A 24,602-nucleotide genomic window follows, 5' to 3' on the forward strand; every position below is an offset into this window, starting at 1 on the left:
GTCGGAGCGGCTCAGCGGGCTCAACGGCATCAGGGCCGCCCGACGAACACCATGAAGGTGGCGCCCACGCCGGGGCTGTGCACGATGGCGCCGTACACCGGGCCCACGGCCGTGTCTGCGCCCAGGTAGAGGCTGGTGCCGGTGCGCTTGCGCGCGCTGGCGAAGTCCTGGCGCTGCTCCCAGGCCTGGCCGCCCTCCCAACTCACACCGAGGAAGGTGCCGCGGGTCAGGGGCGCCGGCAGCAGGCGCACCTGGTAGCGCAGGCGCAGCAGGGCCACCTGCTGGCCGCTCACCTGGAAAGGCGCGAAGCCCGACAGCTGCTGGAAGCCGCCCAGGCCGTAACGCGGGATCTGCGAGGCCACGCCGTCGGACAGGTCCAGCCGCGTGAGCGCGCTGAGGGTGTGCACGCCCCACGAGCGCACGGCCTGCGCCTGCAGGTTGAAGCGGCGGATGGGGCCATCGGCGAAGTCATCGCGGCTCAGGCGCCGGCCCTGCATCCATTGCGTCTCGATGCGCCAGCCCTTGCTGGGGAAGAAGGCATGGTCGAGCTGGTCGAACACGGCGCGCAGGCGCCAGCCACGCTCGTGCCAGCGCTCGCTGCGCAGGCCACCGTCCAGGCCCTGGGCGGCACGCGCCAGGCTGTAGGTGCTGCTGACCAGGGTGGGGTCGTCGCGCCAGAGTTCGTCTTGCAGGCCCAGGCGGATCTCGCCCAACTCGCGCCAGTTCACGCCCACATCGCCATGGAAAGCGACGTTGTGGCGGTCCACCTCGGCATCGGCCTGGGTTTCGGGGACGGCGTGGTAGTCCAGCGTGCGGCGCTGCACCGAGCCCGAGGCGGCCACGAAGCCCTCCAGGCCATCGGGCAGGCGGAAGTTCATGGGCCGGTACAGCTCGGAGACCAACGCCGGCGCGGTGCCCAGGCGCACGAAGTTGCGCCACTCGGCGCCCGAGGCGTCCAGCCAGTGGCGGTTGTGCGCCAGCTTGAGGTTGAAAGCGCTGCGGCCGCGGTTGTCGGCGCTGAAGTCCAGCCCCATCTGCAGGTAGTTCGGGCCCCAGGGCTTGTCTTCCAGATCGAACACCAGGCCCTGCTCGCCGTTGACCATGCGGACCAGGCGGTAATCGGTGCGCAGGTAGTCGCCCGAGGCGGCCAGCATGGTCAGGTCGCGCTCGGCCTTGGCCACGCTGAAGGTCTGGCCAGGCTGGCTGGCCAGCAGGTCCGGGCGCGTTTCGGGGTGGGTGATGTCGGTGCCGGCGAAGCGCACGAACGCCAGCACCGGCCTGGGCTGCACGCGCAGCTTGCGGCGCGCCTGCCATTCGGCATAGGCCTGGGGGCTGAGCTTGAGGTCCTGCATGCGCAGCACCAGCGCTTCGGCCTGCAGCTCGCCCAGGCGCATGAAGTCGATGGCGCGGTCGAAATCGGCGGCGGTCAGGCCATCGAGCTGCGGTGCGATCAGCACGTCCTGCGGCCCCAGCGAGCGCAGGCTCAGCTGCACGTTCTGCTCGGTCAGGATGTTGATCATCTGCGATGTGACGCCGGTGATCGAGCCCAAAGTCTCGCGCCGCGACAAGGGCGTGCCGATGTTGACAGCGATGACGCGCTGGGCGCCCATGCCGCGGGCCACATCGACAGGCAGGTTGTTGACCAGGCCGCCATCGCCCAGGATGCGGCCTTCGACCTCCAGCGGCGCGAACACGCCGGGCACCGACATGCTGCTGCGCAGCGCGGTCGCCAGGTCGCCATCGGCCAGCACCACGGCCTGGCCGCTTTCCATGTCGGTGGCCACGGCGCGAAACGGCGTGGGCAGCTGGTCGAAGTGCTTGACCTGGCCGGCCGCCAGGGTCAGGCGTCGCAGGTGCGATTCCAGCAATCGGCTGGACACGGCACCCAGCGGCGCCTTGAGGCCATCGCCACCGACGCCCACTTCCAGCACCGGCGAGACCTCGAAGTCCTGCTCCTTGCGGCGCTGGGAGAGGTCCTGGCGGTCCACCCGCACGGCGAACACCGAGCCCCAGTCCAGCCGCGCCACCTCGCGCTCGATGTCGGCCGCGTCCAGCCCGCTGGCGTACAGCCCACCGACGATGGCGCCCATGGACGTGCCGGCGATCACGTCCACCGGGATGCGCTCGCGCTCCAGCACCTTGAGCACCCCCACGTGCGCCAGGCCGCGCGCGCCGCCACCCGACAGCACCAGGCCGATGCGCGGGTGGGCGGCCGTGGCCGTTGCCGCGGCAGCACCGTTGGCCTGCGCCACGGCCAGGCCACTCAGGCAGGACAAGGCCAGGCAGACACCAAAACAGACAAGGCGGGGGACAGGCATGCGCATGGCGAAGATTGTGCCGCGTCAAACCGGCATGGGCTCACCCACGGCTTGGCTGCGCAGGTTTGATCTGCATCAGCGCAAGCGAGGGCAAATCGGCGTCAGATGTCGGTGTGGCCCTGACAAGACGGGGCCGAACCCAAGGCAGAACCCACGCAAGAGGAGCCCGACATGCAAGCCTGGATTGACTTTTTCACCACCGACTACGGCATTCTCAGCGGCGTGAGCATCGCCGCCATGCTGGCCGGCCTGGGCTATTTCGTCTGGTACGTGCTCAAGCACGTCAAGGAAGACACCGAGCGCCACGACCGCCTGCTGCGCGAGGCCGGCAAGCACTGAGCGCACCGCCCGGTGCCATGAAAAAAGGCCGCTTCACAGCGGCCTTTCTCTTGGGCGCCCACCCGAGGGCGGGCGCCATGGCGCGAGGGCCAGGGCTTACATGCCCATGCCGCCCATGCCACCCATGCCACCCATGTCGTGGCCACCGCCAGCAGGTGCATCTTCCTTCGGAGCTTCAGCGACCATGCATTCGGTGGTCAGCATCAGCGAAGCGACGGAAGCGGCGTTCTGCAGGGCGGTGCGGGTGACCTTCGTCGGGTCCAGGATGCCCATCTCGATCATGTCGCCGTAGGTGTCGTTGGCGGCGTTGAAGCCGTGGTTGCCAGCACCGGCCAGGACGGCGTTGATGACGACCGAAGGCTCGCCACCGGCGTTCGACACGATCTCGCGCAGGGGGGCTTCGATCGCCTTCAGGATCAGCTTGATGCCGGCGTCCTGGTCAGCGTTGTCACCCTTGATGGCGCCAGCCGATTGGCGTGCGCGCAGCAGGGCCACGCCACCACCGGCCACGATGCCTTCTTCCACTGCAGCGCGGGTGGCGTGCAGGGCGTCTTCCACGCGGGCCTTCTTTTCCTTCATCTCGACTTCGGTGGCAGCACCGACCTTGATGACGGCCACACCGCCGGCCAGCTTGGCCACGCGCTCTTGCAGCTTCTCGCGGTCGTAGTCGCTGGTGGCTTCTTCGATCTGGATGCGGATCTGCTTGACGCGGGCTTCGATGATGTCGGCCGTGCCAGCACCGTCGATGATGATGGTGTTTTCCTTGCCCACTTCCACGCGCTTGGCTTGGCCCAGGTCGGCCAGGGTCACCTTGTCGAGGGCCAGGCCCACTTCTTCGGCGATGACCTTGCCACCGGTCAGGATGGCGATGTCTTCCAGCATGGCCTTGCGGCGGTCGCCGAAGCCAGGGGCCTTCACAGCCACGACCTTCAGGATGCCGCGGATGGTGTTGACCACCAGGGTGGCCAGCGCTTCGCCATCGACTTCTTCAGCGATGATCAGCAGCGGACGGCCAGCCTTGGCGACTTGCTCCAGCGTGGGCAGCAGGTCACGGATGTTCGAGATCTTCTTGTCGTACAGCAGGACGAAGGGGTTGTCCAGCAGCGCGGCTTGCTTCTCGGGGTTGTTGATGAAGTAGGGCGACAGGTAGCCGCGGTCGAACTGCATGCCTTCGACGACTTCCAGCTCGTTGTTCAGCGACTTGCCGTCTTCCACGGTGATGACGCCTTCCTTGCCGACCTTGTCCATGGCGTTGGCGATGATTTCGCCGACGTCGGAGTCAGAGTTGGCGGAAATGGTGCCGACCTGGGCGATTTCCTTGGAGGTGGTGGTGGCCTTCGAAGCCTTCTTCAGCTCGGCGACCAGGGCCGTCACAGCACGGTCGATGCCGCGCTTGAGGTCCATCGGGTTCATGCCGGCGGCCACGTACTTCATGCCTTCGCGCACGATGGCCTGGGCCAGCACGGTGGCGGTGGTGGTGCCGTCACCGGCGTTGTCCGAGGTCTTGGAAGCGACTTCCTTGACCATCTGGGCGCCCATGTTCTGCAGCTTGTCCTTGAGCTCGATTTCCTTGGCCACGGACACGCCGTCCTTGGTCACGGTGGGGGCGCCGAACGAGCGCTCCAGCACCACGTTGCGGCCCTTGGGGCCCAGGGTGACCTTGACCGCGTTGGCCAGGATGTTCACGCCTTCAACCATGCGGTGACGGGCATCTGCGCCGAACACTACGTCTTTTGCTGCCATGTGGATTCTCCGAATTCAGTGATGTGGGGTGGTTGCCTGGGGCCGAAATCGCTTACTTGGCGACGACGGCGAACAGGTCTTCTTCGCGCATGACCAGCAACTCGTCGCCATCGACCTTGACGGTCTGGCCCGAGTACTTGCCGAACAGGACGCGGTCGCCCACAGCGACGTTCAGGGCGATGAAGTCGCCCTTGTCGTTGCGCTTGCCTGGACCGACGGCGAGCACTTCGCCCTGGTCAGGCTTCTCGGCGGCAGCGTCAGGGATGAAGATGCCCGAAGCGGTCTTGGTTTCTTGTTCCAGGCGCTTGACGATCACGCGATCGTGCAGAGGACGCAGTTTCATGGGTTCTCCAATCTAGAGAGACAACGGTTGGACGGTGTTGCCGAGTGAGTGATTGCTCACATCGGTGTCGGAAGGTGACGCACGGGGCGGGTTCAGGCGGTGCTGGCACTCACCCCATGCGAGTGCTAATGATTATAGGGACGGCTTCGAAAGTTTCAAGGGGCGGCGGATCGGGGCACACTCACGGCATGGACCCCGTCAAAATTTTCCACAATCCGCAGTGCGGCACCTCGCGCAACACCCTGGCCCTGATCCGCAATGCCGGCATCGAGCCCGAAGTGGTGCTCTACCTGGACACACCGCCCACCCGCGAGGCGCTGGCCGCGCTGGTGCGCGACTGTGGCCTGACACCGCGCGAGGCCATGCGCGACAAGGGCGATCTGTACGACGCGCTGAAGCTGGCCGAGCCGCACTGGCGCGACGACCAGCTGCTGGACCTCATGGCGCAGCACCCGGCCCTGATCAACCGCCCCATCGTGGTGACGGCCCAGGGCACGCGCCTGTGCCGCCCGTCGGAACTCGTGCTCGACATCCTGCCGCAGCCGCAGCGAGGCGCCTTCACCAAGGAGGACGGCGAGGTCGTCGTCAATGCCCAGGGGCAGCGCGTCAAGTGATGTGATGTGATGTGATGTGATGTGAGGTGAGGTGAAGTCACGGCGCGCGCCGCACCGCCTCGTCCCAGAATGACAGCACCCGCACCAGTGCAGGCTGGCGCAGGTGATCGGCCTCCACCAGCAGGCCGTGGCGGGCCTCGGGCAGGCGCAGGCCGGTGCAGCCACCTGACAGACGCTGGCGACCGGCATTGACTTGGTCGCAGAACACCTGCTGGGCTTCGGGCTCGACGATCACGTCTTCGCCACCCTGCAGCACGAGCACCGGCACCGCGATGCGGGCAGCACCCGGCCCGCGGGCCTCGGCGGCCCCGGCACAGGCCTGGTCCACCCACTGCAGCGTCGGGCCGGCCACACGGGCATCGCCATGGCCGCAATCGGGGCCGTCGCAGCGGCCCGCACGGTTGAACCAGCGCATGCGGTGGCGCACCACGCTGTGCGTCAATGCCGCGGAGGCCGGGTCTGGCAAGGCCTCGAAGGCGGCGAGGTCGGCCGCAAAACCATCCCCGCGCACACGTTTTGCAGACAAGCACGGCAAGCTGAACGGCAGGCCGAACGCGCCGCTGTGGCACCACTGGCGCAGTTGGCGGTCGGCCCAGGGTGCTTTGCGCTGGGGGACATCGCGGGCCGCCACCGTGGGCTCGAACATCGGCGTGACGAGGGCCGCCGCGGCGAAAGGCGTGTCACCACCGCGTCGGGCCAGGTGCAAGGCCACCACCGCGCCGCCCATGGAGTGGGCCAGCAGGAAGATGGGCCGCTGTGCCTGGACGGGGTCGGCCGCACGGGCTTGCCGGACCAGGGCGGTGAAGCGCTCGAAGTCGGCCACGAGGCGGTCGAAGCGGTCCACGTGGCCCTTGTCGGCCTGGTCTTCACCACCCAACAGGCGGCTGGAAAAGCCCTGGCCGCGGTGGTCGTGGATGTAAACGGAGTAACCATTGCGCAGCAGGTCGTGGACCACCTCCTGGTACACCGACAGGCCCTCGGTGAAACCCGGCACCACGATGACGGCGCCGCGTTGCTCGTGGCGGTGCGTGTGGAAGCGGAAGTGGATGCGCACGGGCCGACCCAACATGCCCACGAGCGCGCCGGTGGGCACGCCCTCGAAGGACCCGATGCGGCGCTCGGCCAGTTGCATCGACGCCTGCTCGATGGCCTGCCAGCCGGACTGGGCGAAGCGGGCTTCGTCGGACAGGGTGTAGGCCTGGGCTTGTGCTGGCGAGACCTGCAGCTCGGGCCAGGCGGATGGAGGCGAGGCCTGGACCGGGGCCGTCGCGGGCACATCGCCGGCGCGCGCAGGCCCAAGGGCCAGCAAGGCCAGGGCCAGGGCCAGGGCGGGCAGAGCGAAGCGCCCCTGCGAACGCCAACACGAACGCAAACGCAAACGCACACGCAAGGAAATGGACGCAGACATGGGCATGGCCAACACAGGCACCAGGTGGGTGGATGCGGCCCATTGGACCACGCCCACCCCGCCGCACCGCCCCCTCACGGCGCCCGCAAAGCCGCCTGGATGCGCGCCTCGGTGTGTTCGTAGCCGCCCTCGCCCACGTGCTGGAAGACGACGCGGCCTTGTTTGTCGATGAGGTAGAGCGCCGGCCAGTAGGCGTTGCGCCAGGCCTCCCAGGTGCGGAAGTCGTTGTCCATGGCGATGGGGTAGCCCAGGCCGTGGCGCCGGATGGCGGCCTGGACGTTGGCGGCCTCGCGCTCGGAGGGGAACTCGGGCGTGTGCACGCCGATGACGACCAGCCCCTGGTCCTTGTAGCGCTGGTGCCAGGCCTGCACGTGGGGCAAGGTGTGGATGCAGTTGCTGCAGCCGTGCGTCCAGAAATCCACCAGCACCACTTTGCCGCGCAAAGCCGGCAGGTTCAGGGGCGGTGAGTTGAACCACGGGCCCAGCCCGACCAGCGGTGGCGCGGCGCGCAAGGCCTTGGCCGCGTGGATCGCGGTGACCGGGGCTGCCTGCGAACCCACGGCAGGCGCATCGGCGGCGTGCCCTGGCGTGGCGGGCCACGGCCAGGCGGCCAGGGTGACGGCCAGGGCCAGGGCGGGCCAGGCCCAGGGATGTCGCATCGGCCGCATCGGTCGCATGGGTCGATTCATGGCAGGTTTCATGGGAGGTTTCATGGGGTCTCCTTCGGTTGGGCTTGCTGGGCCAGCTCGGCGCCGGCGCGTTGCCAGTGCTGTGTCTGGCCGAACAGGGGGGTGAACACATAGGGCCGCACCACCAGATCATGGCGTGCGCCTCCGGTGGTGCCGAGGTGCACGCGGCAGCGGTAGGTCCGGCCGTTCTCGCGGTTGTAGATCTCGCCAAACCAGGGGGCACCGCTGGCCTGGGGGTCTTCGCTGGCGGCCAGGGTCAGGCCGCGCAGGATCTGCATGCCCACGGCGGGGCGGGCGTCCACCGGCTGCATCTCGCCATCGCGCGCCATGGAACGGTGGCCCAGCACGCGGGTCACGGTGCCGCACAGGGGCTGGGGCTGGGGCTGGCCGCAAGGTGCGATCTCGACTTCGAGGTTGCCGCTGGCCGTGACCCAGCGGCCCAGCAGGCCGGACGCGGCCTCGCCGGCTGACCGGGGCGAGGCACTGGCGGCAACACCGGCGGATGTCGTCCGGCCCAGCTCGGGAAAGGGCGGCAGGAACAGCTCGGGCGGCAGGGGCTGGGCCGACAGGGGCAGGGTCAGCATGAGGCTGGTGAGGGCGGCGGGGGCGGCGCTGAAGGAAGGGATGAAAGGGAAGCGCATGGCAGGCTCCTGGTGTGGGTCGTGGGAAGGCGTGCAGACCTGACAGCGGCCTGGTGATGTCACTGTGTCCAAAGCCAGGTCAGGGCGTGTGTCGCAGCCCGCCCAGCGTGTGTCTGCAAGGCAGCGCAAGCCCTCTCAGACAAAGAGCGATACACATGCCCCCGCATCGCGGGCCTGCGTGGCCGCCCTGCCGACACCCGGATCGGCTAAGGTTTCGGCCATGGACACCCCCGATCACATCCTCGTGGTGGACGACGACCGGCAGTTGCTCGACCTGGTGGCGCGCTACCTGGCCGACAGCGGCCTGCGCGTGAGCCCGGCGCGCGATGCGGTGCAGGCGCGCGCGGTGATGGCGTCGGCCCGCATCGACCTCGTGGTGCTCGACCTGATGCTGCCCGGCGAAGATGGCCTGAGCCTGTGCCGCTGGCTGCGCAGCCGCGCCGATGTCCACGTGCCCATCCTGATGCTGACGGCGCGCGCCGAGGAAACCGACCGCGTCGTGGGCCTGGAGATGGGCGCCGACGACTACCTCGCCAAGCCCTTCGCCACGCGCGAGCTGCTGGCGCGCATCCGCGCCGTGCTGCGCCGCACCCGCATGCTGCCGCCCAACCTGCAGCCGGTGCACCAGGCCCGCGCCCTGCGCTTTGGCGACTGGACGCTGGACACCACGGCGCGCCACCTGCTGGACGCGCAAGGCACGCTGGTGTCCCTCACCGGGGGCGAGTTCCGCTTGCTGCGCGTGCTGCTTGACCACCCCCAGCGCGTGCTGCACCGCGACCAGCTGCTCAACCTCACCCAGGGCCGCGACACCGAGGCCTTCGACCGCTCCATCGACCTGCTCATCAGCCGGCTGCGCCAGCGCCTGCGCGACGACCCGCGCGAGCCGCGCTACATCAAGACCGTGCGCAACGAGGGCTATGTGCTGTGCGCCGAGGTGGTGGCGGCATGAGGATGCCCCCATGACGCTGTGGCCACGCGCCTTGATGCCAAGCACCTTGTTGGGCCGCGTGCTGCTGGTGGTCTGCGGCGGCCTGGCCCTGGCCCACGCGCTGACCCTGCTCATCCTGTTGCGCGAACGGGGCGAGCAAGGCCTGGCCATGATGCAGGCCTACGTGGGCCGCGACGTGGCCGCGTCAGTGGCCGTGCTGGACCACCTGCCCGCGCCTGAGCGCGCCGCCTGGCTGCCCCGCCTGGCCCGCGCCAACTACCGCTACCAGTTGCTGGACGACACCGGTTCAGGTGCGAGCACGCGCCCCGCCAACACCCCGGTGCGCCACCCTCTGGCCGAGCCCGTGCGCCAGGCCGTGGCCGCCGAGCTTGGGCCCCAGCGCGTGGGCCCCATCTCGGAGGCCGCAGGCACCAGCCCCGCCCAACTGACCTTGCCCCTGAAGCTGCGAGACGGCCACACCCTGCTGCTGCAACTCACGCCGCCGCGGCCCATGGTCTCGGCCACCACGGTGGGGCTGTTGCTGGCGCAGATGCTGGCCCTGATCGCCGCGGCCTGGGGCGTGGTGCGCGTGGCCGTGCGCCCGCTGCAGCACCTGGCGCACACCGCCGAAGACATCCAGCCCGATGGCCCCGAGCGGGTGAACACCGCCGGCCCGCCCCGCACCCTGCCCACCCTGCCCACCGAAGTGGCCCAGGCCACGCGCGCCCTGCAAGCCTTGCAAACGCGGGTGCAGGCCCATGTGCAGGAACGCACCCAGCTGCTGGCCGCCATCTCCCACGACCTGCAAACGCCCCTGACCCGCATGCGCCTGCGCACCGAGCAGGTGGCCGATGCCGAGCTGCGCACGCGCCTGCTGGCCGACCTCGATGGCATGAGCGCGCTGGTGGCCGAAGGCCTGGCCTACGCCCGCAGCACCCACGCCCACCAGGAAGCACCGTGCGCGGTGGACTTGCCGGCCCTGCTCGACGCCCTGGTCTGCGATGCGCAAGACGCCGGCCACGACGTGCGCCTGCACACCGACGCCCCCGACCTGCCGCCCCTGCACACCCGCGTGCAGGCGCTGCGCCGCGTGGTGGGCAACCTGCTGGACAACGCCTTGAAGTACGGCGAGAGCCGCCCGGTGACCGTGACGCTGAGCACGGGTCCGGGCACGGCCCAGCGCATCCACATCACCGTGGACGACGCCGGCCCGGGCATCCCCGAAGCCGATCTGCTCGCTGTGCTGCAGCCCTTCCACCGCGTGGACGCCTCGCGCAACCGCGACCACCGCCACAGCGGCGGCACCGGCCTGGGCCTGGCCATCGCGCAGCAACTCAGCCTGGCGCTGGGTGGCGAGCTGACGCTGGCCAACCGGCCCGAAGGCGGCTTGCGCGCGCGGCTGGCGCTGGGCCAGGCACAGAGCCTGGGCCAGCAGGACAGCCGCTGAAACTGAACAACGCTGTCAGGCCGCCGCCAAGCGCCCCAGCAGCGTGATCTGGTCGATGCTCTCGTGCATGGCGTCCACGCTCTTGGCCAGGTCCTTGAGGTTGGCCAGGCAATCGGAGATGTTGCGCCGGTCCTCGCTGGTCTGCGCGCTCATGGTGGCGATGCGCTCGGCCGCCTCGATGCTCTGCTGCGCCATGCCCTGGGTGGTGGTCACCGTCTGGCTGGCCACGCCACGGATGCGCGCGATGGCATCCACCGCATCCGAGATGTCCTTGCGCGTGGCATCGGCCTGCGATTTGGACGACTGCGCCAGGCGCCGCACCTCGTCGGCCACCACCGAGAAGCCACGCCCTGCCTCGCCGGCACGCGCGGCTTCCACCGCGGCGTTCAGCGCCAGCAGGTTGGTCTGGTCGGCGATGCGCCCGATGCCCGACGTGATCTGGGTGATGCCGTTGGAGATGCGCTCCAGCTCGCTGAGCTCCTGGCCCAGGTTCTGCTGTGCGCCCTGGGTTTGCGTGGCCGCACCACTGAGCGTGCGGATGCTGGTCTCGGCGATGTCCAGCGCCTGCGATTGCGTGCTGGTGGCCTGCTCCAGCTTGGGCAGGGCCTGCAACAGCGGCTCGATGCCCTGCTGGTAGGTGACGATGCGCGAGATCATGCCCGACTGGATGGCGTGCATGGCCTCCCAGCGGTGCAGGGAGCGCAAGGCGTAGTGGGCCGCGTAGCCCGCGTAGGTGACGGGGAAGTTGCCCATGGCTTTGGCGTCCCGGTCGAAGAAGACCAGGGCCGAGAGGGTCTGGTTGATCGGCACGCCCATGACCTCGCCGAAGCTGGAGAAGCCCGCCGCCGGCAGGTCGCGGAAGAAGCGCGCCTGGCCCAGCTCGTTGGCGTTGTTCACGCGGCGCAGCACGCAGTCGTTGAGCAGCAGGCCCAGGGGCTTGGGCTTGTTGGACAGGAACTGCTGCCAGTCGCGCTCGGTGCTGTCGATGAAGCTGCTGGCGCGCATGAGGTGCAGGCGGTCGCCGAACTCCAGGTCGCAGAAGAAGGTGATGCGGTCGGCCTGGATGCTGGCCACCGAGCGGATGAAGTGCTCCTTCTCCACCTGCACGCCAAAGGTGTAGCCGTTGAGCCGATCGGGCAGTTGGGCAGGCTGGCAGCGGAAGTGCTCGCAGAGCGCCTCGATCACCGGACGCGGCCGGTGCTGCGCGTCGAACACCGAGCTCACGGTGCGGGCCACCGGGTCGGCCTCGGCCACCAGCCAGCTCTGGTTCGTGGCCTCGAAATTCTGGCTCTTGAACGGCGCGAAGGACTTGCCCGGCGCCATCTCGCAGAAGATGACCACGGCCTGGTGCTGTAGCACGCCGCGCCGGGTGCCGATGTGGGTCTGGACCATGTCGAGCGAGCCGCCCGCAGAGCCACCGATGGCCAGGCAGGGGAAGCGCCCGCTGGCGTACCAGGCCTGCATCAGGAAACCTTCGGACGCCGACACGCCATCGCAATAGACCAGCGCGAAACTGCGCTCGGCGGACAGCGGCATGCCCAAGGGCAAGCGGTCGAGTTCGGTGCGGATCGCGGCCACGCGGGCTTTGGCCGTGCTGGCCGACTTCAGGTGGAGGTCCACGGTGTGCAACTCGTGCCGCCCGATCAGCGATCCGGGCAACCACAGCCAGCTGCCTTGCTGGCTGTCGGGATCGCAGTAGGTGGAGGACGCCTTGCTGCTGCACAGGGCCCCGGTCGAAGACAAGACCAGCACGGTCAGGCCGTCGCCGGCCAGGGCCTGCCAAGCCGTGTTGACGCGCTCGAAATTCGCACCCGGCGGCACGAACACCATCAGCAGGCCGCGCCCGCCCCGCACGCCGAGCTTGCGCAAGGACGTCGGCGGGTTCTGGCAATCGAAGGTGCCACTGACGGGTGCGCTGGACTTGAGGAAGGATGGCAACACGTTGGAGATCTCCGGCTCAGGATGAAGCACGCCACAACCGTGCCTCTGCACTTATCGGCCGGCATTGAACGGACTTGAACCACCCCCCGCACCGTAGAATCCCTGACCTCCTCTCCCACGCCCGCCACCTTGCACACCCTCCCCCCGACCGCCCCGATGCTGCGCCTGCACGACATCGGTCGCGCCTGGTCGGGCCGCCCCGTGCTGCAGCACATCGATCTCAGCCTGCAAGCCGGCGAGCGCGTGGCCCTGATCGGCCCCAGCGGCGGCGGCAAGTCCACCCTCATCAAGCTGATGGCCGGCGCCCTGCGCCCCAGCCAAGGCCGCATCGAGGTGCAGGGCCGGTCCATGGGCGATTTCAGCTGGCGCGAACTGCAGGCCTTCCGCGCGCGCTGCCGCGTGGTCGAGCAGCACAGCCTGCTGGTGGCCCAGTCCACGGTGCACCGCAACGTCGTCTCGGGGCTGCTGTCCGGCTGGTCCTGGCCGCGGGTGCTGTGGGCCGCGCTGTGGCCCGTGGCGCGCGAGCGCGTGCAGCGCGTGCTGCAGCCCCTGGGCCTGGCCGATCAGCAATGGGCGCTGGCCGGCGAGCTCAGCGGCGGGCAAATGCAGCGTGTGGCGATCGCGCGGGCGCTGATCTCCGAACCCGACATCCTGCTGGCCGACGAGCCCACCGCCTCGCTCGACCCCCACACCGCGCGCGCCGTCACCCAGCTCATCATCGACGCGGCCCTGGCCCGCCAGATGACGCTGGTGTTCTGCACGCACTGGTTCGACATCGTGCGGCGCGACTGCACCCGCGTCATCGGCCTGCGCGACGGCCAGCTGCTGTTCGACCTGCCGCCCGCGCAAGTCACGCCGGCGCAACTGGAGCAGCTCTATGCCGGCAGCGACGAGCGCCTCTGAGCTGCGCCGCCCGTCGGTCGGCTCGCGCTGCGCGCCCTGGCTGTGGACGCTGCTGGTGCTGCTGTCCTGCGAGGTCTGCCTGCGCCTGAGCGGCGCCGAGCTGGGCAAGCTGTTCGACCCCGCCGGCGTGGCCAATGCCCGCGACATCCTGGGCGGCCTGCTGCACCCCGACCTCTCGGCCGACTTCCTGCACCGCGTGCTGGCCCTGTCGGTCGAGAGCCTGCTGATCGGCCTGCTGGGCACCGTGCTGGCGGTGGTGATCGGCTTCGGCCTGGCCTGGCTGGCCACCGCCGTGCCCACCCTGCCCGACCCGCCGCGCCAGCCGCCGGTGCTGTGGCGCCTGGCCGCCAGCACGCTGCGCTGGGCCGCGCGCTTCACGCTGGGCCTGCTGCGCGCCATCCCCGAAATCGTCTGGGCCTACATCTTCGTGCGCCTGCTCGGCCTGGGCCCGGGCGCCGCGGTGCTGGCCATCGCGCTGACCTCGGGCGGCGGCATCGGCAAGGTCTGGGCCGAGCTGGCCGAGGCGGTCGAGCCGCGCGGCGTGCAGGCCCTGCGCGCCAGCGGTGCCTCGCGCGCAGGCGTGCTGGCCTTCGCCGTGCTGCCGCAGGTGCGCCGGCCCTGGGTGGCCTACGCCCTGTTCCGCCTGGAGTGCAACATCCGCAACGGCACCATCCTGGGCGTGGTGGGCGCGGGCGGCCTGGGCAGCGAGATCGCCCTGAGCATCCGTTACTTCCAGTACGACAAGCTGGCCACGACCCTGCTGGCCGTGCTGGCCTTCGTCGTCGTGCTGGAGCTGCTCAGCCTGCAGCTGCGCCAACGCCCGCTGCGCTGGACGTTGGGCCTGGCGGCACTCGGCGCGGTGTGGGCCCTGCTGCGCCTCGACATCCCCTGGGCCGACCTGTGGCAAGCGCCTGGCCTGTCCTTGCTGAGCCTGGCCGACCTGCGGCCCGATGTGCCCTTCGTCACCACCGTGCTGGGCCAGACCGGCGACACGCTGATGATGGCCTGGGCCGCCACCGTGCTGTCGGCGCTGCTCGCCTTCGTGCTGGCCCCGCTGACCGTGACGCCCCTGCTGACGGCCAGCTACCTCAGCGACCCGCCGCGCCGCCCGCTGCTGTCGCGGCTGCTGCGCCAGGCCGCCAAATGGGCCAGCCGCGCCGTGCTGCAGCTCACGCGGGCCATGCCCGAGCTGACGCTGGCCCTGGTCTTCGTGGTCTGGGTCGGGGGCGGGCCGCTGGCCGGCATCCTGGCCATCGCCGTGCACAACATGGGCGTGCTGGGGCGGCTGTACTGCGACGTGATGGAAGAGGCCGAACCCGGCCAGGCCGCGGCCTTGCAGACGCAGGGCGCCAGCGCGCTGGGCACCTACCTGTTCGGCGTGCTGCCGCAGATCCAGGCCCGCCTGGCCGCCTTCACGCTCTACCGCTTCGAATGCAATGTGCGCGCCACCGTGATGGTGGGCTTCGTCGGCGCGGGCGGCATCGGCGACGCGCTCAACACCGCCATCAGCCTCTTCCACACGCGCGACCTGTCATGGTTGCTGCTCACCATGGTGTCCGTGGTGGCCCTGGTCGATGCCGTCGGCGACCACCTGCGCGGGCGCCTGCTCAAGGGGCGGCATGTCCAGAGCGTGCACACTGCAGCCACCGCCCTCCCCGCCACCCCCTCCCACCCCAACGCTTTCACCTGAGAGACCCACCCCATGCGCCACACCCTGTCACGCCTGCTCACGCTGGCCGCCACCGCCTTCACCTTCGCGACCCTGGCGGCCACCCCGGCCCACGCCGAAGACCTCATCCGCGTCTCCGGCATCCCCGACGAGAACCCCACCGAGCTGTCGCGCAAGTACCAGCCCATGGTGGAGATGCTGCAAAAGCAGCTGGGCGTGAAGGTGGTCTATGTGCCCGTGATCGACTACGGCGCGGCCGTCTCGGCACTGGCCGCGGGCAAGGTCGATTTCGCCTGGCTGGGCGGCTTCACCCACGTGCAGGCCAAGGTGCTGGCCGGTGCCAAGCCCGTGGTCATGCGCGACATCGACCGCGAGTTCCAAAGCGTGTTCATCGCCAACACCGCCGCGGGCATCGCCAAGCCCGAAGAGCTGCGCGGCAAGAGCTTCGCCTTCGGCTCGAAAAGCTCGACCTCGGGCCACCTGTTCCCGCGCCACTTCCTGAGCACGCAGTTCCACATCGATGCCGACAAGGACTTCGCCGGCGCCCCGATCTACAGCGGCGCCCACGACGCCACGGTGAAGATGGTCGAGTCCGGCAAGGTGCAGGCCGGTGCGCTGAACATCGAGGTCTGGAACCGCCTGCTCAACGGCGACAAGGTGGACAAGGCCAAGGTCAAGGTGATCTGGACCACGCCGCCCTTCGTGGACTACGTCTGGACGGCCCGCAAGGACCTGCCGCCCGCCACCGTGCAGAAGTTCGCCAACGCCTTCCTGAGCCTGGACGCGACCAAGCCCGAGGACAAGGCCGTGCTCGACCTGCAAGGCGCCAAGAAGTTCGTCGTGGCCAAGCCCGAAGACTTCCTCGTCATCGAACAGGTCGGCCGCTCGACCGGCCTGCTGAAGTGATCAGCCCGGCTTGATCACACCGAGGTCATCACACGAAGGTGATCTCGGCGGCACCGGCCTGCAGCGTGCCCACCACCGCGGCTTCGGCGAAGCCGTCTGCGTGGAAGGCCGCCAGCACGGCGCCGACCGACTCGGGGGCGCAGCTCACCAGCAGGCCACCGCTGGTCTGGGGGTCGGACACCATCGCTTGCTGCCAAGGCTGGGCGCCTGACGGCAAGGCCACCGACGCCCCGTAGGCCGCCCAGTTGCGCCCCGAGGCCCCGGTGACGATGCCCTGCTGCGCGAAGGCCGCGGCCACGTCGATCACCGGCACATCGGCCAGCGCCACGTGCGCGCCCAGGCCCGAGCCCCGGCAGATTTCCAGCAGGTGGCCGGCCAGGCCAAAACCCGTCACGTCGGTCATGGCGTGCACGCCGGGCAGCGCGCCCAAGGCCATGCCCACGGTGTTCAGGCGCGTGGTGTGGCGCAGCATCTCGGCGTAGCCCGCGGCATCGAGCACGCCTTTTTTCAGCGCCGCCGACAGGATGCCCACGCCCAGCGGCTTGCCCAGCACCAGCACATCGCCCGCACGGCCATCGGCATTGCGGTGCACGCGGTCGGGGTGGACCAGGCCCAGCGCCACCAAGCCGTAGATGGGCTCCAGCAGGTCGATGGAATGGCCGCCCGCGATGGGGATGCCGGCCGCGCGGCAGACCTCCGCCCCACCCGCCAGCACCTGGCCGATCACCTCGGGCGGCAGCTTCGCGATGGGCATGCCGACCAGGGCCAGCGCCAGGATCGGGGTGCCGCCCATGGCGTAGATGTCCGACAGCGCATTGGTCGCGGCGATGCGACCGAAATCGCGCGGGTCGTCCACGATGGGCGTGAAGAAATCGGTCGTGGCCACCAGGGCCTGCATCTCGTTGAGGCGATAGACGGCGGCGTCGTCGCTGGTCTCCAGGCCGACCATCAGCTCCGGCGGGACCAGGCCCTGGGGCGCGACGCGTGACAGAATCTCGCTCAACAGGCCGGGCGCGATCTTGCAGCCGCAGCCGCCACCGTGTGAGAACTGGGTCAGGGCAATGGAAGTCATGGGTCAAGCGAAGTTTGCGTCGATTGTGCCAGCCGTGCCTGCACGGCACACAGGAAGCACGGCATGAGCCCCCGCGCCCCCGCCCCCACCCTCGTGCAGGACCGCCACCGCTTCGACGTGCTGATCGACGCGCGCTCGCCGTCCGAATTCGCGCTCGACCACATCCCCGGCGCCATCAACTGCCCCGTGCTCGACGACGAGGAGCGCCGCATCGTCGGCACCATCTACAAGCAGCAAGGCGCTTTCGAGGCCCGCCGCGTCGGTGCGGCCATGGTCGCGGCCAACCTCGCGCGCCACATCGACCAGCACTTCAGCGACAAGCCGCACAACTGGAAGCCGCTGATCTACTGCTGGCGCGGCGGCCTGCGCAGCGGCTCCATGACCACCTGGCTGCGCCTGGTCGGCTGGGATGCGCAACAGCTGACCGGCGGCTACAAGCGCTGGCGCCAACACGTCATCGCCACGCTGGAAGACCTCTGCCCGCAACTGCCCTTCCACGTCATCTGCGGTGCGACCGGCAGCGCCAAGACGCGCCTGCTGCACGCCCTGGCGAAAGAAGGCGCGCAGGTGCTGGACCTCGAAGGCCTGGCGCGCCACAAGGGCTCGCTGCTGGGCGCCCTGCCCGGCCAGCCCCAGCCCTCGCAAAAGGGCTTCGAGACGGACCTGGCCGCGGCCATCGAAGGCTTCGACCTGGGCCGCCCGGTGTACGTCGAGGCCGAGAGCCGCAAGATCGGCCGCATCGCCCTGCCCACGCCCCTGATCGCCCGCCTGCGCGCCAGCCCCTGCACCGAGGTCGTGGCCACGCCAGAAGCCCGCCTGGCCTTCCTGCTGGACGACTACGCCTACCTCGGCAACGACGGCGAGGCCCTGGCCGGCACGCTGGCGCACCTGCACGAGTTGCACAGCCGCGAGACGCTGACGCGCTGGCAAGCCTGGGCGCGCGCGGGCCAGCTGCCCCTGCTGTTCGAAGAGCTGATGCGCCTGCACTACGACCCCTCCTACGCCCGCTCGCAGGCCGCCCACCTCTTCCACTGGGACACGCGCCGCGCCGTGCACACGGCCGACCTGGGCGAAGCCGGCATCGCCGAACTGGCGCGGCAGGTGCTGGCCTTGCCGCCGGCGTGATGCCCCCGCTGCTCTACACCTACCGCCGCTGCCCCTACGCGATGCGGGCGCGCATGGCGCTGCTGCAGGCCGGGCGCCGCTTTCGCGCCTGCGAGATCGTGCTGCGCGACAAGCCCGCCGAGCTGCTGGCCCTCAGCCCCAAAGGCACGGTGCCGGTGCTGGTGCTGCCGGGCGGTGAGGTGCTTGAGCAAAGCTGGGACATCATGCGTTGGGCCTGGTGCGGTGAAGGTGGCCACGCCCCTGGCCCAGACGAAGACGGCTGGTGGGCGCGCGCGCAAACGCCCGAGAACCTCGCGCTGGTGGAGCGCAACGATGGCGCGTTCAAGCGCCTGCTCGATCGCCACAAATACCCCGAGCGTTTCACCGCAGAGGGCGACGCCGCCGCCTGCACCGAAGCCCTGCACACCTGCCTGCTGCCGCTGGAGCGCTGGCTGCAGGCCCAGGCCCAGGCCCATTTCGGCGGCGCCACCCCCTGCGCCACCGACCTGGCCCTCTTCCCCTTCGTGCGCCAGTTCGCTGCGGTGGACCCAGCCTGGTTCGCTGCCCAGGCCCTGCCCGCGCTGCAAGCCTGGCTGGCCGGCTGGCTCGCCAGCCCGCTGTTCGCGGCCTGCATGGCGAAGCTGCCGGTGCAGCGGGTGGTGGATTTTCCTGGCCGCAGCGTCTGATGCCATCACCTGCGCATCACTCGGTGCGCCTGACCCCGTAAAACAGTGCGGGCTTGGATTTTCCGCGCTGTGGAAGGCTCATCAGATACAGGCCATGCACCTTCTGAAACGAGCCGCTGCGCCCCAGGCCATCAAAGTTGAAATTCACGCACAGGAACCGTTGAGGTCCTTGTTGGATGGTTGACCAATCCGCCAGCAGCGGCGTGAAGGTGCTGGGTGTTTCAGGAGGCTGGTTCAGCGGACCTGCACGTTTGATCGGAACGATGGTGCGTCCCCAGATCAACCCATCTCGGCCATCCTTCTCGGCATAGCCCACATCTCGTCCGTGTGCCCTGAAGAGGGTCGCCTTGTGGCCACCCCGGAAGTCGTCGTCACTGCCGACTTCATCCGTCGCGATGGCGGTCCATATCGCGTGGCCGCGAGACTCGCCTTGAAGGCAAGCATCCACCACCTCAGCAGAAGGCTTCGCAGCATGCGCGCTGGCCGTCATGACGGTGACCAACAGCGTGGCAATCACCCTCATGGCATCCAGGACCCGAGCGCCAGCCTGAATCATCGCGTCATCGGCCCAACGCCGCCCAGCTCGGTTTGTCGGGCATGCCGAGGCGGATCCACTCCTCGTACTGCAACAACAAGTTGAAGTGCAGCGTGGCATCGGCACTGGGTGACATCGGCGTGAACTCGAAGCCACTGTGAGCATCAATGCCCTCTTCAGCCTTGGTTCCACGAAGCTTTCAGGCGCACTCTCGGGCCCAGAAGTCTTCGCACGTCAGTGACCCCTACTCGGTAGCACCCCTCCTCAGGGCTGCTACCTTGAAGCATCAGGGCCTCGCCATCGATGTCAATGGTCTTGACGGAAAAGGTCCGCGACGGAAAGACGCCGAAGAACTTGCCCAAGCGCTTCTTGGCCACCTGCTTGAGTTCAGCGTCAAGCAAGGTCACAACGGTCTGCTCTTCCCATGGATCGTTGTAGTCCGTGACCAGCAGGTAGCCTCGCCCTGTGTCGAATTGATCCACAAGCTGCAGACCTTCAATGGCCATGCCGGCTGGCTTGCCATCCACCAGCAACGCAGTGCTCGTGGCATCCAGATCTCGCCCAGGCGTCCGGTGCTCAAAAGCAAACTTATCGATGCGCCTCACTTTGACTCCGGCCAAAAATAATCAAAGACTTCGGCCGAGCCTACCCCAAGCAATGCGGCACCTGCGAACATGCTGAGGCCCACAATCCAGCCGGGTGGGCCTGTCATCGCAAACGCGACAGCCGCGCCAGCGCCAATGCCGCCCACAGCGCCCGCCCCCAAGGTCACGCCTTCTTTGGTGACTTGCCTGGTCTTGTCTTCTGCTTCGATCACGTTATAGACGGCGATGGCGAACGTGAAAATCAACAGGCCACGCCCCACCCGTCCAAACCATTTGGCGCCCGAGTTCATCTTTTGACGCGGCCCACCAGCGGCATGGACGATGTCCATCCAAACAAGCTCTTTTTCGGCCTGACTGAGCGCAGAGAACACGCGCCCGAAGCGCCTCGCCGCGTACTTCTCCTGCAAATCAGCGAGAAGCAATCCGTGCTTCTTCATTTCCGTCGAGATGGACGACCCAAGATCGCTGAGCTTGGTGCGGGCAGCAGCCATGATCTGGTTGCGCATCTCGTTCGCTGTCTTGGCACCCTCGTGGGGCGTGATCTCGCCTGATCTCACCTTGGCGATGATCTCGTCGCAGGCCGCACGAGACTGCTTGATGTAATCGGCCCTGGCGGCTGGATCTTTGATCATGGACTCAGCGAAACCCGCAACCTCGGCCTGCAACGCCTTGATGGCCAGCTCCAGCTCGCTGCCCGTTGCGCTCACCGGCTTGGTATCGGCCTTGACGGTCGAGCGTCCAGATGCGGTGGTGATCAATTTGACTGCTGAGCTGTTAGCCATGGCGTGCGTCCCCCAAGATTTCGCAAGTCACGTCACCGGCTGAACCACCTGTGGCAATCAGTGCAGTTCGCCCCCTCTCGTCTGTGACACCCTCATGGACCTTGCTGCCTGCACGAAGTCGGTACGGTTGGTGCGCCAGCGGCATGTTGGTCAACGAGCAGGTCAACACGAAGTGCTGGTCATAGGTTTCAAGCGCATGAGCTGCCGCGGAAACCGATGGGTGCACGGCATGCGCTGAGCCACCCAGGCCACCAGATGCAGAAGCACCCCCACCCCCACCCCCTCCCTCACCGACCCCCGACACCACCTGACCCGATATCAACGTCGCCCCGCACGCGCACTTGTCGCCATGCCGGGCCACGGGCGCGCCGTCCACGATCATGGTCGGGTCGCCAGTGACGATGACGGTGGTGCCATGCCCCTTCTTCGGGCAGGTGACCTGGTCGCCGACGCGCGCCAGGCGCTTGCCGAAGGTGTCGGTGGTTTGTGTGGACCCGATGACGACGCCGCCATGGTCTGTCGGGTCGCCCACCACGATGAATGGCCGCATGCTGATCCCCTGAGTTTGTTTGCCGAGGATTCTGGCAGCGGCCGTGCGCCATCGCGCTCGGCAAAGGTAACGATGTGCTGCGGACGTCGGACTGCGCGGGCCATGTGCCGCGCGTTTTGCCTCGGGCGCCGGCCTTGTGGCCTCGCGCGCCAGCCGATGCGAGGGGTGCGCAAGCGGATGCGCGTGGCGCGTGCAGTTCCCCCCACTTGCGCGCCACACCGCGTCAGTCGCGCGCCACCGAATCCGGCTGGCGCGCCGCAGGTTTTGGCTTGCGCGCGGCACCCAAAGGCTCGGCCGCTGCAGTTGCCGAGCCTTGCGCACGAGGCTTTCCCAGCGGCGCGCGACCCGAAGTGGGCGACGCACCGCCCGAACCCCGCGGCATGCCGCTCAGCCTCGGCGGTGCACCGCTGCAAACGGTTTGCGCGCAACACACATCGCCTTGCGCGCCAGGCCCACCGCTTCGCGTCCGAGCCTCAGACGTCGGTCGAGATCGCTTCCTCGCGGCGGTAGGGCACTTCCCAGCGCAGCAGCGGGTCGGCCAGGGCGTGCACCGCGATGCGCGGCGCCTGCGACTGCACGGGCCCGAAGATGGTGGCGAAGGACACGTCGGCCGCGTCGCGCCCGGTGCCAAAGCGCACGAAGCCCATCGGGATGGCCGTGCCGGAGGGGTCGAAGATGTACCAGCCGCCGCTGAGATAGACCTCGACGTAGGCGTGGAAGTCGGTCGGGCCGAGCACGGGGTCGGCGCCGTAGTCGATGCCGGTGGCGAAGCGCGCCGGGATGCTGAGTGCGCGGCACAGCGCGATCATCAGGTGGGCGAAATCCCGGCACACGCCGCGCCCGCTCTGGATGGTGTCCAGCGCCGAGGTGCTGGTGTCCGAGGTGTTCGACTCGAAGCGCACGTTGCGGCGCACCCAGTCCTGGATGGCCAGCACGCGGCTGTAGCCCTGCGGCAGGAGGGCGAACTCGCCCATGACCAGCCGCGCCAGCACGTCGGACTGGCAGTAGCGGCTGGGGTAGATGTAGGACAGGGCCTCGGGCGGCAGGCGCGCCACGGGCACCTCGTGCACGTCCTGCGGGCGGGCCAGGTGGTGGTGCAGTTGCACGACGGCGTGGTAGCCCACCGTCAGCGGGCCCGGTTGGGCGCTCAGGCGCAGGTAGCGGTTGTGCGTGGCCGGATCGGTGTAGATCTGCGGCAGCACCTGCTGGCTGAGCGTGAGCTCTTCGCTCTGCACGATCTGGCAACGCGTGTGCGCACCGTGGATGTTGAAGACGAAATCGGCGCCCGGGGGAGCGACGTCGTAGCGCAGCTCAATGGACAGTTCAATGCGGACCAAACGGTGCTTTCAGGGGCCCACACGCGGATGGTGGGCTGGGGTGGCGGGCTGGGGGTGAGGAACTGGGCAGGACGAGCAAGAGCCATGCCCACCTTCCTTTTAGTCTGATTGCGCCCGCAGGGCAAGGCTGGCGGTGAAGCCCTGGCGGCAGGATGGCCGGCCACGCCCCACCGGCCTCAGCCGCGCAGCAAGGCCACGCCCTTGACCTGCGCGAACACGGCCTGGCCCACGCGCAGGCCCAGGTGCTCGGCCGAGCGGCGGGTGATGCGGGCCAGCAGGCGGGGGGCCGTCGTGGCATCGGTGCCCAGCTGCAGGCTCAGCATCACGCTGCCCTGGGCGTCGTCGCGCAACTCGGCCACCACGGCCGGCAGGATGTTGAGGATGCTGCTGTCGCTCGCGTGGCTCAGGCTCACGCTGACGTCGCGGGCCAGCACGCGCACCCGCACGCGCTGGCCGGTGGCGCCCGACACACCGCCATCTCCCATGTGCAGGCCCGTCCACAGCGGCAGAGCCGCACCGCCTGTGCTTGCCCGCCCCGCCACCTGCAAGAGGCTGAGGCCTTGCGCAGCGTCGTGGCGGACCACCTCGGCCGACAGCACCGCCGCGGCGTCGTCGCTGGCGCTCAAGGGCGTGTCCAGGCGGGTCCACAGCGCCTCGGCCGGGCCGGCGGCTTGCACGCGGCCGTCGCGCAGCACCACGAGGTGGTCGGCCAGGCGCGCGGCCTCGTCGAGCGCGTGCGTCACATAGACCACGGGCACGCCGGTCTGGCCCAGGCGCTCCAGGCAGGGCAGCACCTCGGCCTTGCGGGCGGCGTCCAGCGCCGACAGGGGCTCGTCCATCAGCAGCAGCGCGGGGCTGGTCAGCAAGGCACGGGCGATGGCCACGCGCTGGCGCTCTCCGCCCGACAGGCCTTGCGGGCGCCGCTGCAACAGGTGGCCGATGCCCAGCAGCGGGATGACGTCGTCGTGGCGCAGGCGGCGCTGCGCGGGCGGCACGCGGCGCCAGCCGTAGTCGAGGTTGCCTTGCACCGTCAGGTGTTCGAACAGGCTGGCTTCCTGGAAGACCACACCGATGGGCCGCTGGTGCACCGGCCGCCACAGGCCACGGGCGTCGTCCTGCCAGACCTCACCGCCCACCTGCACCCGGCCTCGCGCCCGCTGCGCCGCATCGCCCAAGCCCGCCAAGGCGCGCAGCACCGTGGTCTTGCCGCAGCCCGAGGGGCCCAGCAGCACGCTCACACCCTGGCCTGGCAAGCGCAGCGCCACGTCGAGCGAGAAGCCCGGCTGTCCGCCCAAGCCCGGGTGCTGGACGGACAGGTCGGCTTCGATGGCGTTCACAGAGGCGCCCTCCGCCGGGAGCCTGACAGTGCATCGCCTGGCGCTCGGCCATTCAGCACGTACAGCGCCAGCATCACCGCGAAGCCGAAGGCCACCATGCCGCCGGCCAGCCAGTGGGCGTGGGCCAACTCCTGCGCTTCGACGTGGCCGTACAGCGCCACCGACAGCACGCGCGTGGCGCCAGGGATGTTGCCGCCGATCATCAGCACCACGCCGAACTCGCCCACCGTGTGCGCAAAGCCCAGCACCGCCGCCGTCAGGAAACCGGGTCGTGCCAGTGGCAGGGCCACCGTGAAGAAACGGTCCCAGGGCGAGGCGCGCAGCGTGGCCGCCGCCTCCAGCGGGCGCGCACCGATGGCCTCGAAGGCCTGGTGCAGCGGCTGCACGACGAAGGGCATGGCGTGCAGCACCGAGGCCACCACCAGGCCCCAGAAGGTGAAGGGCAAGAGCCCCAACCCAAGCGCCTGCATGGCCTGGCCCACCGGGCCTTGCGGGCCCAGCAGCAGCAGCAGGTAAAAACCGATCACGGTGGGCGGCAGCACCAGCGGCAAGGCCACCACCGCGGCCACCACGCCCTTCAGGCGCGAGCGCGTGCGGGCCAACCACCACGCCACGGGCGTGCCCAGCACCAGCAGCAGCAGCGTGGTCGTGCCTGCGAGCTGGGCGGTCAGCTTCAGGGCCAGCAGGTCATCGGCAGGCAGCCAG

23 protein-coding genes and 2 pseudogenes are annotated in these 24,602 nt (G+C 69.2%); 9 read left to right on the top strand and 16 right to left on the bottom strand.

The window, feature by feature from the left end; genetic code table 11:
* Positions 1–29: 29 nt before the first annotated feature.
* Positions 30–2,324, bottom strand: a complete 2,295-nt coding sequence (locus tag EV672_RS03680) for a patatin-like phospholipase family protein (protein WP_243738487.1) — start codon at positions 2,322–2,324, stop codon at positions 30–32.
* Positions 2,325–2,489: 165 nt separating this feature from the next.
* Here EV672_RS03680 and EV672_RS03685 point away from each other — a divergent pair, with 165 nt between their 5' ends.
* Positions 2,490–2,657 (top strand): DUF3149 domain-containing protein, encoded by a 168-nt coding sequence (locus EV672_RS03685; protein ID WP_133606300.1) that lies wholly within the window; start codon positions 2,490–2,492, stop codon positions 2,655–2,657.
* A gap of 96 nt (positions 2,658–2,753) precedes the next feature.
* Here the strand turns inward: EV672_RS03685 and groL are convergent, their stop codons facing one another.
* Both groL and EV672_RS03695 read right to left on the bottom strand, forming a co-directional pair.
* Entirely contained in the window at positions 2,754–4,400 is a 1,647-nt protein-coding gene (gene groL / locus EV672_RS03690) for a chaperonin GroEL (RefSeq protein ID WP_133606302.1), read from the bottom strand.
* A 52-nt stretch (positions 4,401–4,452) separates the two neighbouring features.
* Positions 4,453–4,743, bottom strand: coding sequence for a co-chaperone GroES (locus EV672_RS03695; protein ID WP_133606304.1), 291 nt, complete (start codon positions 4,741–4,743; stop codon positions 4,453–4,455).
* Positions 4,744–4,931: 188 nt separating this feature from the next.
* On the opposite strand from EV672_RS03695, the gene arsC reads away from it, so the two are divergent.
* Complete coding sequence (gene arsC, locus EV672_RS03700; protein ID WP_133606306.1) at positions 4,932–5,357, top strand: arsenate reductase (glutaredoxin); 426 nt, start codon at positions 4,932–4,934, stop codon at positions 5,355–5,357.
* 37 nt (positions 5,358–5,394) lie between these two features.
* On the opposite strand, the gene EV672_RS03705 is transcribed toward arsC, so the two are convergent.
* The 3 genes from EV672_RS03705 to EV672_RS03715 form a co-directional block, all read right to left on the bottom strand.
* Positions 5,395–6,771 (bottom strand): alpha/beta fold hydrolase, encoded by a 1,377-nt coding sequence (locus EV672_RS03705; RefSeq protein WP_133606308.1) that lies wholly within the window; start codon positions 6,769–6,771, stop codon positions 5,395–5,397.
* Positions 6,772–6,839: 68 nt separating this feature from the next.
* The gene (locus EV672_RS03710; RefSeq protein WP_243738488.1) at positions 6,840–7,454 is read right to left on the bottom strand and encodes a redoxin domain-containing protein; all 615 of its coding nucleotides are present in this window, start codon (positions 7,452–7,454) and stop codon (positions 6,840–6,842) included.
* A 20-nt stretch (positions 7,455–7,474) separates the two neighbouring features.
* The gene (locus tag EV672_RS03715) at positions 7,475–8,095 is read right to left on the bottom strand and encodes a DUF2147 domain-containing protein (protein WP_133606310.1); all 621 of its coding nucleotides are present in this window, start codon (positions 8,093–8,095) and stop codon (positions 7,475–7,477) included.
* Positions 8,096–8,315: 220 nt separating this feature from the next.
* Here EV672_RS03715 and EV672_RS03720 point away from each other — a divergent pair, with 220 nt between their 5' ends.
* Together EV672_RS03720 and EV672_RS03725 are read left to right on the top strand one after the other, a co-directional pair.
* Positions 8,316–9,044 (top strand): response regulator, encoded by a 729-nt coding sequence (locus EV672_RS03720; RefSeq protein ID WP_133606312.1) that lies wholly within the window; start codon positions 8,316–8,318, stop codon positions 9,042–9,044.
* A gap of 10 nt (positions 9,045–9,054) precedes the next feature.
* Positions 9,055–10,470: an ATP-binding protein gene (locus tag EV672_RS03725; RefSeq protein ID WP_133606314.1), complete on the top strand. Its 1,416-nt coding sequence runs from the start codon at positions 9,055–9,057 to the stop codon at positions 10,468–10,470.
* Between the two features lie 15 nt (positions 10,471–10,485).
* Here EV672_RS03725 and EV672_RS19345 read toward each other — a convergent pair whose 3' ends face one another.
* Both EV672_RS19345 and EV672_RS19350 read right to left on the bottom strand, forming a co-directional pair.
* Positions 10,486–11,286: a methyl-accepting chemotaxis protein gene (locus EV672_RS19345; RefSeq protein WP_424923111.1), complete on the bottom strand. Its 801-nt coding sequence runs from the start codon at positions 11,284–11,286 to the stop codon at positions 10,486–10,488.
* A 12-nt stretch (positions 11,287–11,298) separates the two neighbouring features.
* Positions 11,299–12,300 (bottom strand): annotated as a pseudogene (locus EV672_RS19350) (FIST signal transduction protein); the annotation flags it as partial.
* Between the two features lie 240 nt (positions 12,301–12,540).
* Here EV672_RS19350 and EV672_RS03735 point away from each other — a divergent pair.
* Genes EV672_RS03735 through EV672_RS03745 form a run of 3 tightly spaced genes read left to right on the top strand, consistent with a single transcriptional unit; the run spans position 12,541 to position 15,889 of the window.
* Positions 12,541–13,314 (top strand): phosphonate ABC transporter ATP-binding protein, encoded by a 774-nt coding sequence (locus EV672_RS03735; RefSeq protein ID WP_133606316.1) that lies wholly within the window; start codon positions 12,541–12,543, stop codon positions 13,312–13,314.
* Positions 13,289–15,004 (top strand): PhnE/PtxC family ABC transporter permease, encoded by a 1,716-nt coding sequence (locus EV672_RS03740; protein ID WP_133606318.1) that lies wholly within the window; start codon positions 13,289–13,291, stop codon positions 15,002–15,004. Before EV672_RS03735 ends, EV672_RS03740 begins: the two co-directional genes overlap by 26 nt.
* A 12-nt stretch (positions 15,005–15,016) precedes the next feature.
* On the top strand, positions 15,017–15,889 hold the full coding sequence (locus EV672_RS03745) for a putative selenate ABC transporter substrate-binding protein (RefSeq protein WP_133606320.1): 873 nt from the start codon (positions 15,017–15,019) through the stop codon (positions 15,887–15,889).
* Positions 15,890–15,917: 28 nt separating this feature from the next.
* On the opposite strand, the gene selD is transcribed toward EV672_RS03745, so the two are convergent.
* Positions 15,918–16,961 carry a selenide, water dikinase SelD gene (selD, locus tag EV672_RS03750; RefSeq protein ID WP_133606322.1) on the bottom strand — a complete coding sequence of 348 codons (1,044 nt, stop codon included), beginning with the start codon at positions 16,959–16,961 and terminating at the stop codon, positions 15,918–15,920.
* Between the two features lie 63 nt (positions 16,962–17,024).
* On the opposite strand from selD, the gene mnmH reads away from it, so the two are divergent.
* On the top strand, positions 17,025–18,086 hold the full coding sequence (gene mnmH / locus EV672_RS03755) for a tRNA 2-selenouridine(34) synthase MnmH (RefSeq protein ID WP_133606324.1): 1,062 nt from the start codon (positions 17,025–17,027) through the stop codon (positions 18,084–18,086).
* Positions 18,086–18,751 (top strand): glutathione S-transferase N-terminal domain-containing protein, encoded by a 666-nt coding sequence (locus EV672_RS03760; protein ID WP_133606326.1) that lies wholly within the window; start codon positions 18,086–18,088, stop codon positions 18,749–18,751. Before mnmH ends, EV672_RS03760 begins: the two co-directional genes overlap by 1 nt.
* Positions 18,752–18,767: 16 nt before the next feature.
* Here EV672_RS03760 and EV672_RS03765 read toward each other — a convergent pair whose 3' ends face one another.
* The 7 genes and pseudogenes from EV672_RS03765 to modB all read right to left on the bottom strand — a co-directional run bounded on the left by EV672_RS03765 (position 18,768) and on the right by modB (position 24,598).
* The gene (locus tag EV672_RS03765; RefSeq protein WP_133606328.1) at positions 18,768–19,274 is read right to left on the bottom strand and encodes a hypothetical protein; all 507 of its coding nucleotides are present in this window, start codon (positions 19,272–19,274) and stop codon (positions 18,768–18,770) included.
* A gap of 188 nt (positions 19,275–19,462) precedes the next feature.
* Positions 19,463–19,891, bottom strand: coding sequence for a hypothetical protein (locus EV672_RS03770; RefSeq protein WP_133606330.1), 429 nt, complete (start codon positions 19,889–19,891; stop codon positions 19,463–19,465).
* Positions 19,888–20,649 (bottom strand): hypothetical protein, encoded by a 762-nt coding sequence (locus EV672_RS03775; RefSeq protein ID WP_133606332.1) that lies wholly within the window; start codon positions 20,647–20,649, stop codon positions 19,888–19,890. Before EV672_RS03775 ends, EV672_RS03770 begins: the two co-directional genes overlap by 4 nt.
* 319 nt (positions 20,650–20,968) lie before the next feature.
* Positions 20,969–21,223 (bottom strand): annotated as a pseudogene (locus EV672_RS18960) (PAAR domain-containing protein); the annotation flags it as partial.
* A gap of 473 nt (positions 21,224–21,696) precedes the next feature.
* The gene (locus tag EV672_RS03785; RefSeq protein ID WP_133606334.1) at positions 21,697–22,560 is read right to left on the bottom strand and encodes a transglutaminase-like domain-containing protein; all 864 of its coding nucleotides are present in this window, start codon (positions 22,558–22,560) and stop codon (positions 21,697–21,699) included.
* 176 nt (positions 22,561–22,736) lie between these two features.
* Complete coding sequence (modC, locus tag EV672_RS03790) at positions 22,737–23,897, bottom strand: molybdenum ABC transporter ATP-binding protein (RefSeq protein WP_133606336.1); 1,161 nt, start codon at positions 23,895–23,897, stop codon at positions 22,737–22,739.
* On the bottom strand, positions 23,894–24,598 hold the full coding sequence (modB, locus tag EV672_RS03795) for a molybdate ABC transporter permease subunit (protein WP_133606525.1): 705 nt from the start codon (positions 24,596–24,598) through the stop codon (positions 23,894–23,896). Before modB ends, modC begins: the two co-directional genes overlap by 4 nt.
* Positions 24,599–24,602 lie beyond the last annotated feature (4 nt).

The sequence above is a fragment of the Aquabacterium commune genome, from assembly GCF_004362855.1.
Taxonomy (GTDB): domain Bacteria; phylum Pseudomonadota; class Gammaproteobacteria; order Burkholderiales; family Burkholderiaceae_C; genus Aquabacterium; species Aquabacterium commune.